The 12,552-nt window shown below is 54.9% G+C and carries 17 protein-coding genes; 13 read left to right on the forward strand and 4 right to left on the reverse strand.

Translation table 11 applies throughout. The features are described 5' to 3' along the window. The first annotated feature begins 15 nt into the window (after window positions 1–15). From AUQ43_RS07520 to AUQ43_RS07565, 10 genes are all read left to right on the forward strand, one after another. The gene (locus tag AUQ43_RS07520) at window positions 16–1,122 is read left to right on the forward strand and encodes a hypothetical protein (protein WP_062955630.1); all 1,107 of its coding nucleotides are present in this window, start codon (window positions 16–18) and stop codon (window positions 1,120–1,122) included. A 5-nt stretch (window positions 1,123–1,127) separates the two neighbouring features. Next, window positions 1,128–1,439 carry a hypothetical protein gene (locus AUQ43_RS07525; RefSeq protein WP_062955631.1) on the forward strand — a complete coding sequence of 104 codons (312 nt, stop codon included), beginning with the start codon at window positions 1,128–1,130 and terminating at the stop codon, window positions 1,437–1,439. Window positions 1,440–1,497: 58 nt separating this feature from the next. After that, entirely contained in the window at window positions 1,498–3,009 is a 1,512-nt protein-coding gene (gene terL, locus AUQ43_RS07530) for a phage terminase large subunit (RefSeq protein WP_062955632.1), read from the forward strand. Between the two features lie 286 nt (window positions 3,010–3,295). Further along, window positions 3,296–3,601 carry a hypothetical protein gene (locus tag AUQ43_RS07535; protein ID WP_062955633.1) on the forward strand — a complete coding sequence of 102 codons (306 nt, stop codon included), beginning with the start codon at window positions 3,296–3,298 and terminating at the stop codon, window positions 3,599–3,601. A 139-nt stretch (window positions 3,602–3,740) separates the two neighbouring features. Further along, a complete protein-coding gene (locus AUQ43_RS07540; protein WP_062955634.1) occupies window positions 3,741–4,064 on the forward strand; it encodes a hypothetical protein in 324 nt (107 codons plus the stop codon). After that, entirely contained in the window at window positions 4,061–4,531 is a 471-nt protein-coding gene (locus tag AUQ43_RS07545; RefSeq protein ID WP_062955635.1) for a cell wall hydrolase, read from the forward strand. The genes AUQ43_RS07540 and AUQ43_RS07545 overlap by 4 nt, the downstream gene beginning before the upstream one ends. An 11-nt stretch (window positions 4,532–4,542) precedes the next feature. After that, entirely contained in the window at window positions 4,543–5,061 is a 519-nt protein-coding gene (locus AUQ43_RS07550) for a 3TM-type holin (protein ID WP_062955636.1), read from the forward strand. A gap of 82 nt (window positions 5,062–5,143) precedes the next feature. Continuing rightward, window positions 5,144–5,995, forward strand: a complete 852-nt coding sequence (locus AUQ43_RS07555) for a TIGR04255 family protein (RefSeq protein WP_062955637.1) — start codon at window positions 5,144–5,146, stop codon at window positions 5,993–5,995. Beyond that, complete coding sequence (locus AUQ43_RS07560) at window positions 5,985–6,563, forward strand: hypothetical protein (RefSeq protein ID WP_062955638.1); 579 nt, start codon at window positions 5,985–5,987, stop codon at window positions 6,561–6,563. Before AUQ43_RS07555 ends, AUQ43_RS07560 begins: the two co-directional genes overlap by 11 nt. 110 nt (window positions 6,564–6,673) lie before the next feature. Next, a complete protein-coding gene (locus AUQ43_RS07565) occupies window positions 6,674–7,138 on the forward strand; it encodes a hypothetical protein (protein WP_147250466.1) in 465 nt (154 codons plus the stop codon). Between the two features lie 60 nt (window positions 7,139–7,198). Here AUQ43_RS07565 and AUQ43_RS07570 read toward each other — a convergent pair whose 3' ends face one another. The 3 genes from AUQ43_RS07570 to AUQ43_RS07580 all read right to left on the reverse strand — a co-directional run bounded on the left by AUQ43_RS07570 (window position 7,199) and on the right by AUQ43_RS07580 (window position 9,871). Next, window positions 7,199–8,515, reverse strand: a complete 1,317-nt coding sequence (locus AUQ43_RS07570; protein ID WP_062955640.1) for a type II toxin-antitoxin system HipA family toxin — start codon at window positions 8,513–8,515, stop codon at window positions 7,199–7,201. Further along, window positions 8,512–8,772 carry a helix-turn-helix domain-containing protein gene (locus AUQ43_RS07575; RefSeq protein ID WP_062955641.1) on the reverse strand — a complete coding sequence of 87 codons (261 nt, stop codon included), beginning with the start codon at window positions 8,770–8,772 and terminating at the stop codon, window positions 8,512–8,514. Before AUQ43_RS07575 ends, AUQ43_RS07570 begins: the two co-directional genes overlap by 4 nt. A gap of 187 nt (window positions 8,773–8,959) precedes the next feature. Then, window positions 8,960–9,871, reverse strand: a complete 912-nt coding sequence (locus tag AUQ43_RS07580) for a PhzF family phenazine biosynthesis protein (RefSeq protein WP_062955642.1) — start codon at window positions 9,869–9,871, stop codon at window positions 8,960–8,962. Window positions 9,872–9,944: 73 nt separating this feature from the next. Between AUQ43_RS07580 and AUQ43_RS07585 the strand changes: the two genes are divergently transcribed. Further along, entirely contained in the window at window positions 9,945–10,862 is a 918-nt protein-coding gene (locus AUQ43_RS07585; RefSeq protein WP_198157158.1) for a LysR family transcriptional regulator, read from the forward strand. A 37-nt stretch (window positions 10,863–10,899) separates the two neighbouring features. Continuing rightward, a complete protein-coding gene (locus tag AUQ43_RS07590; protein WP_062955643.1) occupies window positions 10,900–11,259 on the forward strand; it encodes a DUF952 domain-containing protein in 360 nt (119 codons plus the stop codon). A 364-nt stretch (window positions 11,260–11,623) separates the two neighbouring features. Here AUQ43_RS07590 and AUQ43_RS20420 read toward each other — a convergent pair whose 3' ends face one another. Further along, the gene (locus tag AUQ43_RS20420; protein ID WP_181838565.1) at window positions 11,624–11,791 is read right to left on the reverse strand and encodes a hypothetical protein; all 168 of its coding nucleotides are present in this window, start codon (window positions 11,789–11,791) and stop codon (window positions 11,624–11,626) included. Between the two features lie 156 nt (window positions 11,792–11,947). Here AUQ43_RS20420 and AUQ43_RS07595 point away from each other — a divergent pair, with 156 nt between their 5' ends. After that, the gene (locus AUQ43_RS07595) at window positions 11,948–12,541 is read left to right on the forward strand and encodes an exopolysaccharide biosynthesis protein (RefSeq protein ID WP_062955726.1); all 594 of its coding nucleotides are present in this window, start codon (window positions 11,948–11,950) and stop codon (window positions 12,539–12,541) included. Window positions 12,542–12,552 lie beyond the last annotated feature (11 nt).

A 12,552-nucleotide genomic window follows, 5' to 3' on the forward strand; every position in this document is an offset into this window, starting at 1 on the left:
TCGGAGATGCATCCAATGGGATTGCGTTATCAGCCGCTTGCGGCCTGCATGAATGTTTCGCGCGCCAGCACCAAGCTTATCCAAAGCCAAAATGGCCTGCTTGAAACCCGCGCGATTGATGAACCGGCCTATGACCATGATCGACTTGGCCGTCGCCTGGGCCTTCTGATCGAGGGGGCGGCGACCAACCTGCTGCGCTACTCATTGGGCTTTGACAATGCGCTTTGGGAAAAGAACAGCGGTGTGGTGGTAAGTGCCAGCACAATCGCCGCCCCGGATGGCAGTCAAACCGCGATGCAGCTTGATCTGCCGGGCAGTGCGGCGGGTGCGGATGGACTTTATCAGAATGTCGGCGGGCTTGTGGCCACCGATACCTATAGCTTTGCCGTCTGGATGCGTGCGGTTTCGGGCACGGCTGACATCACGCTTGGCGGGATTGACGGGCCGTCCGCACATGGTTTTGCCTTGGATGAAAACTGGCAACGGGTGTGGATTGCCGAACCGGCCTCCGGTACTACCCGCTATCCGAAAATCAGTACGGCGATCAGCGCACTTCCGGCCTCCGTCCTGATCTGGAATGCGCAGCTTGAAGCCGGGCCTGCTCCCACCAGCGATATCATCAGCAACGGCATCCCGGCCGCACGGGCGTGCGATGATGTGCGGCTCGATCCCGGCGACTGGTTCGCGCAAGGCCGGGGCACACTGGTGTTTGATATCCATACCGCCAAGGATTGGGCGGGCATCTGGCGGATCGTGCAGCTTTATTCCTTAAGCCTCAATGATGATCACCTTGATCTTGGCTATGACAGTGCCGCCGATCAGTTGCGCATTTCGCTGCGTTCTGACGGCGTGCCAGTCGTCACCCAGTCGCTTTATGGAAGCCTTGCCAAGGATACCCTTCATCGCATTGCGCTGGCGTGGGATGATGATGTGATCTCGGTCGGACTGGATGGGGTGGTGCTGTCCTCGCCCGATGGTTTTGCCATGCCACGCAATTTTTCCAACATCGTGCTGGGATCGTTTGGCGGCACCGACAAGGCACTCAACGGCCATGTGCGCAATCTGGCCTATTGGCCGGAAAAGCTATCGAATGCGCGGCTTTTGGAACTTTCGGTGGTTTAAACCTCATGTGCACGGATAAGACACCCGACCCGATCATGGCCCTGCAAACCCGGCTATTGGGTGAGTTGCCCGATGACATTGCCATGGCGCGCGATGCCTATCACCGACTGGCCGGGGAGGCTGCCGGGGTCATGGACGCCAAGGAATTCTCCGCCCATCAGGCGGCCTGCAAGGCAGCGCTTGGGCATCTTGAAAGCCTGATCAAGCTGCTGCGCTGGGCATGTGAGGGAGCGGGAGAAGTTGATGACGACGCACCTGACAAAAGCAATGTCGATCAGCTGATTGTCGAAGCGCGGAGGACGTTGAACCGCGCGTAATGTGGTTCGAGGTTCCTGCCTTTGACGGAATGACGGTGGTGACATTATGGAGTGGGGAATGCTAATTGCTCAAACCGCCCGCTTCGCCGAATTCGTCTGGATCTGGGATCAGATGTTGGGGCTCGGCCTGCCCGCCCATCATCGCAAGATGGCCGATTGGCTTGAAGACTGCTGGCAGTCGGGCAAGCGGGAAATGCTTTTGATGGCGTTTCGCAACTCCGGCAAGTCCACACTGGTCGGGTTGTTTTGTGCCTGGTTGCTGTATCGGAATGCTGACTTGCGCATTCTGGTTCTGGCGGCTGATCTGGATCTGGCGAAAAAGATGGTGCGCAACGTCAAGCGCGTGATTGAACGTCATCCGTTGATGAGCGCCCTTTTACCCGAAAAGCGGATCGATTGGGGGAGCGAGCGGTTTACCGTGGCGCGAACGGCTGTGTTGCGCGATCCGTCGATGCAGGCGGTGGGCATTGGCGGCAATATCACCGGATCGCGCGCCGATATCGTGATTTGCGATGATGTCGAGGTGCCCAAAAACAGCGACACCGCCCATAAACGTGCCGAGCTGCGCGAAAAGCTTGGCGAGATTGCCTATGTGCTGGGCCCAAGTGGTGCGCAGCTTTATGTTGGAACCCCGCACAGCTATTACTCGATCTACGCCCGGGAAGCGCGAACGGAAGTCGGCGAAGCTGCCCCGTTCCTTGACGGTTTTTCACGCTTTGAACTGCCCATCGTCAATAAGGACGGGGCATCAAACTGGCCGGAAAGATTTGATTTGGCCGCGATCAAGGCGATGCGGACCCGCACCCCGGTTCGCAAGTTTCAAAGCCAGATGATGCTTGAAATGGTCGCGCCCGTGGCCGGGATGCTCGATCCGGCAAAATTGCGGTTCTACGACGATCAAGCCGAGGTCACCCATGGCAATGGCCGCATGAGCCTTCGGATTGGCGGGCGCACCATGGTGGCGAGTGCCTGTCATTTTGATCCGAGTTTCGGGTCTCTTCGCGGTGACGGAGCGGTGGTGGCGTGTGTTTATATCTGTGATCAGGGGGAATACTGGTTGCAGGATGTCGCATGGCTGCGTGCGGCCAATCCGGGCGATCCGGCCGAAAGCGGTGACAGGCCATGGCGCGATGAAGCCAGCCAGCTTTGTGCGCAGGTGGCCGACTTCATGGCGCGCCATCACTTGCCGTCTGTCCGGGTCGAGACCAATGGCATTGGCCGGTTTTTGCCCAATATCCTTCGGCGTGAACTGAAATCAATCGGATGGGCCGGCAGCGTCGTAGAGCATTATGAAAGTACGAACAAAGCCACCCGGATCGAGGACGCCTTTGGCGCGGTGATGGGCGCGGGGTTGTTGCATGTTCATCGCGATGTTTGCCAGACACCGTTCCTGCGCCAGATGCGTGATTGGCATCCCGATGGCAATGGTCCGGATGACGGGCTGGATGCGGTGGCGGGCTGTATTTTGCATGATCCGGTGCGTTTGCCGCGGGTCGATATGCCGGTCAAACGTGCCGATTGGCGGGGGATTGGCGGGATTTTCCGGGCCGAGAGCCATTTCAATCCGTGAGGGAAGAAAAAACTTTCTCACAATGCCAAATGGTTAGCAGGGCTGTGTATCACATTTGTGAAATGTTTATGGAAAATTCAGCTTTGATGCCTACGTTTATTATATGAAAGAATAGTAAGGAATTTTTCTTCCTATACCAAAGTGAGAATTTAAGCCAGCCAAGCAAGGTTGTCGGCGGATCGAAACCGGCACAAGGAAACGGCCAAAGATCATTTGTTGATCCATTTCGCAGTGCAGGAAAACAAGACGTCCATGTGGACGCACCTGACTGTCAGGAGGCCTGACCATGTTGAAAACACTGAGCTTGATCGCTGTGGTGGCAGGTGCCGTTGCAGTAGCAATTCCCCAAGCCTCGGCGTCCCCCGTCTGCGGGGATCGATCCAAGGTGATCGACAGCCTGAGCGCAAAATATTCCGAAGAGCCGGTCGCGGTTGGCGTCACGTCCAATGGTGGCGTGATCGAGGTGCTCAAAGCGCCCGATGGCCAGACATGGACCATCCTGTTTACCTATCCGTCCGGCCCAAGCTGCCTTGTTGCCTCTGGCGAGGCCTGGCAGGACCTTGAAGAAAAGCTGAAGGGCCCGGCAGCGTAGGCGTAACTCTTCTGCCGGCCTCCTGAATGCTCAAACCGCCTGTCCAACCCGTGGGATGTTGCCCCGGGGGAGGGGACGGTGAACTGACCCGCAAGCCATCGGTTTGCGGGTTTTTCTTTGTCTGATTATCGAGGCCCCCATGACCCTGCCTGTGACCCAGTCTGTCGATGTGATCTGGTGGATCACGGCTGTTGAAATCCCTGTTGTCGCCAGCCTGTTCTGGCTGCATTGGCGGATGCGTTCCGAATTGCTGAGCCGCGTGGAACAGCAACGCAGCCGTCAGGACACAGACGTCACCGATCTGCGGGATGGCTTGGCGGCGTTCAAGCTGGATGTCGCGCGCAACTATGTCTCCATCCCCTATCTCAAGGATGTCGAAAAGCGCCTGACCGGCCATTTGCTCCGGATCGAGGCCAAACTCGATACCCCCATCATCCCGACCCAAAAGGATCAGAGCTTATGAATGACACCCAAACTTTGACCAGATCGGCCCCGACGCCGGTAACCGACCCCGATATGCTGTCCGAAGTCGAAGTGCTTGCCCGCACCCTTTATGGCGAAGCGCGCGGCGAAGAACTTGCCGGGATCGAGGCCGTGGCATCGGTCATCCTCAACCGGGTGGCGTTTGCCAAACGACGCGGGCGCTATTGGTGGGGCAATGACGTGAAATCGGTGTGTCTTAAACCGGCACAGTTTTCCTGCTGGAACGCCAATGATCCCAACCGCAAGAAACTGCTGGCACTCAGCCCGCGCGACCCGGCCTACCGTTTGTGCAAACGCATCGCCAAACGCGCGGTGGCGGGGGAGCTTGCCGATCAGACCGAGGGCGCTACCCATTATCACACCCATGCGGTTGACCCGTTCTGGGCGCGCGGCCATGTGCCGTGTGCCGAGATTGGAAACCACTTGTTTTACAAAAATATAGGGTAGGGAGGTATCACATGATCCCGGCATTGCTTGCCCAGATCGGCCTGCCGCTTTTGATGAAGGCGGTGGGCGCGGGGCTTGATCATATCGACAACCCGATTGCCAAAACCGCGGCCGAGGGCCTTAAACAGGTGGAGGCGGCCTTCACCAAAGGCGACGTCACCCCCGAACAAATCATGGCCGCCAACCGCCACACCGAACGCATGGCTGAAATCGAACTGGCGCGTGATACCGAAACGCTGAAATCCGTCAACCGCACCATCCGCGCCGAGGTCGCCAGCGAAGACGCCTTTGTCCGCCGCTGGCGCCCCAGCTTCGGCTACGCGGTGGCCCTGACCTGGATCATGACCATGGGCGCAATTGCGGCTGCCATCATCCTGACCCCGCTCCAGGCCCCGGCCATCATCGCAGCACTCGTCAATACCAGCCCGATCTGGGGGATTGCACTGGGGGTTTTGGGGGTGAGTGTGGTTAAGCGGAGTGCGGATAAGAAGTTATGCAGTTTGCCCGCTATTGAAAAAGTGATTGACTAAGACTAAAAGCGTCACAGATCTTCGTTTATAATGTCTATATATCCTACGGCTAGTTTTAGACCGTGCTTTGGAAAGGTGCTCAATGGCTGAAATTTTTTTGCCAAATGAGAATAATGCTATCATTCGCTTGAATGTTACACTTGCGTTAGCGAAGCCCTTGCAACCGAATGATTTCGCTGAAATTGATAAGCATTATAAAGATTTCAAAGACGATTTTCCGCGGCGCGAACGTGAAAATGAACTGGCTACATTGACGCTCTCGGCAACCGGTATTGAGCAGACACCAAAAAATCCAAGTCAAGATGGTTTTACCGGTATGCGATACGAGTTGTTCAATCGCGAGGGGAGCGTGGCGCGCGGTGTTCGTGTGTCAGGAAATCTGTTGCAGATATCAATAGGTGATTATAGCTGCTGGGAAAATGAAGCAGATTACGTAGGTAAAATCGTTCGGAAATTCCTTTCTTACTTGGTAAATGAAAATCACTTGAATTCTGTGCAGGTACACATAATCGATGAGTTTGTTTTTGACCCCTATGACAGTTTCGTTCCAAGCAAATTCCTGAATCCCAAAAGCGTTACGCTTCCCTCGTATGTGTTTGAGAATACCCTGAATTGGCATGTTCATACGGGGGCATTTGTTGATCCAGGCAATCAAGATTATCGTCAACTCGACAAGGTAAATGTCGATGTAATTGACGACGATAGTGATCCAGTTTCGAGAAAGAGGAAGTTAAGGCTAACATTTGTGCATTTAGCTTTATACGATCTTCCGTCTGAGAAATTTGAGCAGCCAAGTGTAAGTCAAATGCTGAAAGATGAGGCAATTTTTGCTGCAGTGTTTGACAATCTACACGCGAAAAATGTTACGATGCTCAAAGATATTATCGGCGAAGATCTGAAGGCGCGTTTGAAAGGGCTGAACGATGGCGATTGATGTGAACGATTATCCTGTTGATTTAACAGGGCAATTGGCAAGCCTTGGTGCGCAAGCGAACGTGTTTTGCAGCGAACCTGTTTTAGCCAATGGGATCTCTGATTTTTACCTTCCGGCATATACCGAGAGCGCGGGAGTTGGAGGGCAATATCGCAGTATCGATTTCGATTCACCGCAAACTAGTTTTCTACTTCCAAAAGAGTACCAAATTTGTTCTACGCTCATCGACGGTTATATGACGGTCGAAGACGATTGGGATGGGTATGGATGTGAGCGACCATCGCTCTATGCGTGCATAGGTGCGAAAAAGATATTGAAGTATTTGTCTGAAGTTGGTGGCGTGGTTGCTCCCTCGCCAATGTTGGTTGAAGATGGGGATGTCGCTCTTTATTGGAGAGATGTTGCCGCTGGTCTTTACGTTGAGATCGGAGCGACGTCTGAGTATACCTATTACTACCATTTGGATAATGGGACTAACGTGTATGAGGACGAAGATATTAGTATCGATGACGGACTTTCAGGGCTTCTCACAGAAAAGTTGAAAGAGGCGCTGGCTAGTCTCGGATGAGTACGTGTGACGAGTGCAGGTCAACTTTCTCAAAGAAGTTTGAGGAATCTGACGAGCGGGTCAGAAAGATAGACGAAGCACATCCAAACGCTGTTTGTGAGCAGCATTGCGTGTCGGTTCTTTCTCCGGGGTGGGTGGAAGATGGAGAGGAACTCTACCGAGCTGCCTTTTCTCCATTGCATTTGGAGACCAACGGAGAATTGAAGCCAGACGTTTTTTTTTCAGACGCTTTCCAAGGCGGGTGCTCCTGCGACAGAAAAAATTACACGAGCGAGGATGAGGTGGTTTCTAAGGCCATTGAAAAGGCCGAAAAAGATAATGATGCTGGTAAAAAGCATAAAACTTTTAGCCACTTGGTCGCTATGAGCGTTGAACCACTGCGTAAAATAAATTTTCAATGTTCTGGTAGTCGTGCGTTAGCCGTTTACGATACTGCTACAGAAGAAAACAGGGCTCACGCCGAAATTTTCGTTGTTTTTTCCAACTCTAAATCTAGCAAGTTGGGAAGAGCTGCCAAAGCAGGATTGCGCAATCAGCTGCTTAAAGCAGCTGAGAAAATAGAGATCTCCCAATAAATTGTTGGGGGTGAGTTGTTAGGGTTATAGTCTGTAAGTGGACTTTATCATCCATGGCGATCACCCAAGTTTTCCAATCCAGCTGCCACATCTTTGTGTGACGTCCTCAACGATATGGTCAAGCCTTGGGCTATCGGCATCCGTATCACGAACTTCATCGCGCAGCGGGGTGATGGTTTCGCGCAGTTTCTTTGCCATGTTGAGCAACGCCTTGCGGAGCGCCGTGGGGGAGCTGCCGATCATGCGGGCCTGGGCTTCCCAGTGAGGCCAGTCCAGTTCGGTCGGGTCAAAGCAGCCGCCGATGGATTGGGCGAGGCGGGGGCGCTGGCTTTTGAAGCAATCGCGAAATGCCGCACCATTGTTGACGTCATAGAGCCGACTGATCGCGGTGTGGACATTTGTCGCATTGGCATTTGTCGGGCGTTGCCGATAGATCAGGGAATAGTTCTTGGCGTGCGCATCCGGGTTGCCGATCAGGAAATTGAAAATCACAAACCCAAGCAATTTGGGGATATCGCGCGCCGGGATGGTGGATGCCTGTTTGGTCAGCGCAAACATCGCGGCAAGGTCCGGTCCGCCCTGACGTTCATATTTGACATCCGGATTGACCCCAAGTGCCTGACAGAAATCTTCCTGATGCAGGCGGATGACGCGGACGCCGTTTGATGTCTGGGCATAGGCGCGGTCAAAGCGGGTGACGAACAGGACCGGGCGATCATTAAACAGGCGGATTTTGGTGTGCGCGGCATCAATGCCGATCTTGCGCGCAAGTTTCATGCAGAAATGCTCGGTCCGGGTAGAGTCCGGCAGGCGTTCGATGTCGATCTTGAGGATATGGGTACTTGGATATCCGCCAAACGGCAGGGAGATTTCCTGTGTGGCTGGATCGATATAAACCGCCGCCTTGTCATTCACCCCGGCCAGCGACAGGACAACTTCATCCTCTTCGATGAAAAGCGGTCTTTGCGGCAGCTCGGCAATGCGTTTGGCAAGATCATCGGTCGAGATCGCCGAAAGACGGGCATCGGATTGCAGGGGGCTTTTTGCCTGATCGGGATGGATCAGCATCAAGGCACCGGCGCAATCGCGCCCGATATGTTCCAGAATGCCAAACTCGTCCGTCGGGGCGACATCAAACAATGCTGCGATCTGTCGGCGGACATCCTTTTTATCGGGCAGAAGCCCGTCAAAGAACGGTTCAATGGCCTGATGGTCAAACGCGCCATCCCGAAGCGGAATGCTTTGCGAAACCGGATAGGCAGCGGGGCTTGCAAGCCATTCCGGGTCGTAGGCAAACGACATATAGCCGCGTGCATCGGCGCGCAAAACGCCAACCCGGTCGCGGCCATTGGCAAGAACCAGCAGGGTTTTGGTCATGCCATGCCTCCGTCCTTTTCGCCGGGATCGGGTTCGGATGACATATCCGACCAGTCCAGCATCACCTGACCGCCAAGGGCACGGGTGATATCCAGAATGTTGGCAAAGCCCGGATTGTCGGCCTTGCCGGTTTCAAGCTGGCTGAGGAATTTGATGCTCAAGCCCGTGGCAAGCGCCAGATCGGTCTGCGACAGGCCAAGCGCCTTGCGGGCCTTGCGGATTTCCGGGCCAAGCTGGTCCATGCGGGTGATGTGCATGGTATCCTCCAAATTTACCTATGGGTAAATTTAGGGGGTTTTGCTGTGAATGTAAAGTAAAGTTTACCTGTAAGTAAAATTCGGTGATTGTGGCCCGATTTTTAGCCGAATTTTACTTATGGGTAAAGTATGGCGCCCCTGCGAGTTTGCAGAAGCGCCATACTTTGGTCCTGACACCAATCCGTGCTTACAGCGCAATCTCAAGGTTCTTCATCACCTTGCCCTGACCGCCTGCCAGAAGGCCGGTGATGCGACCGTCTTTGAGCTCCAGTGTAACCTTGATCTGGCTGGGGGACGGCTCAGTCATGAATTCGCCCTGGGCGATCAGGAAGCTGTCCTTTTTGATGTCCAGCAGGTCATGAAGCACGCAGGCCAGCGGGCCGGCGGCCATGCCGGTGGCGGCTTCCTCGGTGATGCCATAGCGCGGGGCGAACATGCGGGTGGTGGCGTCAATGCCCGCATCATTGGTTTCCGTGGTGAAGATGTAGTAGCCGATCAGATCCAGCTTCTCGCTGATCGCGTTGATGGCATCCTGATCCGGCGTGATGTTGGCGAGCGTCGCCTGATCTTTCAGGGCAATGACGATGAAGTTATTGCCGGTATTGACCAGAACCGGGCGGGCGCGGTCATCGAGATCATCAGACGTGATCGAAAGCGATTTCAGCACATCACACAGCGTGACACCCTGATCAACCCACTTGCTGGCCGAGGTGTAGGTCGGGGCCAGTTGCTCCATATAGGCCATGCCGTGATCAAGGATGATCTTGCGCGGGCCATCGACGGTTTCCTTTGATGTTTCGCCATCGCCAAAGCGTTCCAGTTCGGCGAGGTAGGAGAATGTCGCGATGGTCGCATGGCCGCAATGGGCGATGCGTTTGGTCGGGGTAAAGAAATCAAGCTTGATGCCGCAGGTCTCGGATTTCGAGACAAAGGCGGTTTCCGACAGGCCGACTTTCTGTGCGATGGTAAGTTTCTGATCATCGCTATATTGATCGGCATCGAGCACGACACCGGCCGGGTTGCCACCCTGACCATTTTTTACAAACGCATTGACGATCTGCACCGGGACGGTTTGGGTATTTTCTTGAGATGTACTCATGACTCTATTCCTGTTAAAATCTCTGTTGAGACTGTTTTAAACAATTCAGCAGGGATTCTGGACTCATATATAGATGAAGAAATCTCATGAAATGTCGCAGGCGGATCTGATCGGACGGGTGAGCCCCCTGGCCCCGGTGTTAGCCGCGATTGCGCGTGAAAACAGTTTCAGCAAGGCGGCCGAAAAGCTGGGCGTGCATCAATCGGCCATCAGTCACCGGATTACCCAGCTTGAAGAGGCGCTTGGCTTTGCGTTGTTTGAACGCACCACGCGCCAGATCACGCCGACCGAATATGGCCGGGTGCTGTGTGCGGCGGCAATTGAAACGGTGGGTGTCTGGGATGGGGCGTTTGACCGGCTGGAAAAATTCCGGACGGAAGGCACGGTGCGCCTGTCGGTGGCATCCGCACTTGCGATGAAATGGGTATTGCCCAATCTGGCAAGCGCGCAGGAGGCCGGGCTTGAGATTGCACTGGATGTCAATGACCGACCGGTGGATTTCAGTGCTGGCACGATTGATGCCGCCATCCGCTTTGGCACCGGGCCGTATCCCGGTTTGCATTCCAGCTTGCTTAAAAAGGCCGAGATCATGCCGGTCGCCCGTCCGGGCTATGTCGGCGGGGGCAGGGGGCTTGAAGATGTTCTTGGCGATCCTGACGTTACCTTGCTTAAGGATGCGGTGGGGGAGCGTGATGGCACCGATTTCAGCTGGGGCTATTATTGCGCGAAGGCCGGGGTAAGCTTTGATGCGGATTTCAGGGCATTGGCCTTTGACCGTGCCGATCTGGTGTTGCAGGCGGCAATCAATGGCATGGGCATCGGGCTGGGTCGCACCCTTCTGATTGAAGGCGATATCGCGCAAGGGTTCCTTGAGGCGGTCGGCAAGCCGGTTTCGATGAAATCGGCCTATTGGCTGGTTTGCAGTCCTGAATTTGCCAAGACGGAGCGCCATGCGAAACTTCTGGGCTGGCTTAAAGATCAGATGAAATAGGCTTGCCGTTTTGGTTGCGTCTGCCTAAATTCCCGCCATGACAAATACAACTGATGACATGATCTATCGCGTACTGGGTTCGGATGAATGGGCAGAGGCCCTTAGTGCCGGACAATATGACGGTGCGCCGCACGATATCGCCGATGGCTTTATCCATTTCTCGACCCAGGACACGCTGGCGGCAACTTTGGCCCTGCACTACAAGGGGCGGGACCATTTGAAGCTTTTGCGCGTCCCTGTCGCGCCAATCGAAGCAAAGCTGAAATGGGAACCGGCCCGTGGCGGCACACTGTTCCCGCATCTTTATGACGTGCTGTCGGTCGAGCACGTCACCAAGGTCGATGACATTCGCCTTGATGAAAACGGTGTGCATATCTTGCCCGAAGACCTGCGTTGATCTGCGCCATCCCCGCCGCAACGCGCCGGACTTAAATCCCGCGCGGTTTCCACAGATATAAACGCCCGCCGCCCTTCTTGGTGCCGGTATCAATCACGCCGGGGAGTTTCCCGGCGCGCACGGCGTTAGGCTCAGGGCCTATTGATTTTGTCTGAATGGCAGACGTTATATTTGTGAAATCCAAGGAAAATCCCGCCGGGCGGGCTGGTATCCCGGCCAAGGGGTTTGACGCAGGAAGTTGCAAATATAACGTCTGTCCTTCGGATTCTCCGGATTTGCACGGGCTACTTTGTCGCAAAACCTTGAACGATTCATATCTTCCTGCGGCTTTGCTTCGCGTATCCGCACAAATCCGGAGAACCATTCAAACAAAATTAATAGGTCCTGAGCCTGGAAACGCGTGGCCGAGTTTGACCTTGTCACCGATATAAAGCCCATTCCAGTCAGGCCCGAAGATTTCATGGAAATGAAACGGGCCGGGGCTTCGCGCGGCGAGGGTGGCTTTCAGTTTATCGATATCAAGCTGTGGCATCGGGTGATCGAACCATGATCGCAGGCCTTATGCATTGTTCTGGCGCAATTGGTTGGAAACAACCGGGGGCGTCAGGCGTTTTGACACCATGTACAATACTTCCAGTTATAATCGCCCCGTCGATGCCCGCCCCACTGACAGCCGAAAGTGCAGGTGATGGCAGATCATCAGAACTCATCCGTGCAGGAGATTGTTGCGCGGATCGGCAAACGCGCGGCCGGTGACCAATGCATCTCCGTCGGGGATATCGTTGCCGAGTTGGGTCAACGCAGTCAGGGGCCGTTTCTATTGGTGCCGGGCCTGATTGGCATGTCGCCGATTTCGGGTATTCCGCTGGTGCCGGCCTTGCTTGCCCTGCTCATAGCGGTGTTTTCCCTGCAAATCATCATTGGGCGCAGTTATTTGTGGCTGCCCGACGTTCTGGCAAAGCGCACGCTTGATGGCGACAAGGTCTGTGCGGGACTGGATCGGATTGATCCGGTGGCCGCACGCATGGATCGCTGGTTTGGTGGCCGGTTTGAACGGCTCAGCAGTGGTATTGCCGTTCGCGTCGCAGCGCTCATGTGTTTGCTGCTGTCGCTTTTTGTGCCGGTGTTTGAACTGGTACCCTTTGCCGGTGTCGCCCCGATGACGGCGATTGCGGCCTTCGGTCTGGCCATCCTTGTCAGTGACGGGCTTTTGATGCTCGCCGCCCTTGGTTTGACAGCCGGGACCGTGATTTTCCTGTTTCAGATTATCGCGCAGGTTTGAGGTCGCAGATA

This window comes from Thalassospira sp. MCCC 1A01148, assembly GCF_001613795.1.
In the GTDB taxonomy this organism is placed as follows: domain Bacteria; phylum Pseudomonadota; class Alphaproteobacteria; order Rhodospirillales; family Thalassospiraceae; genus Thalassospira.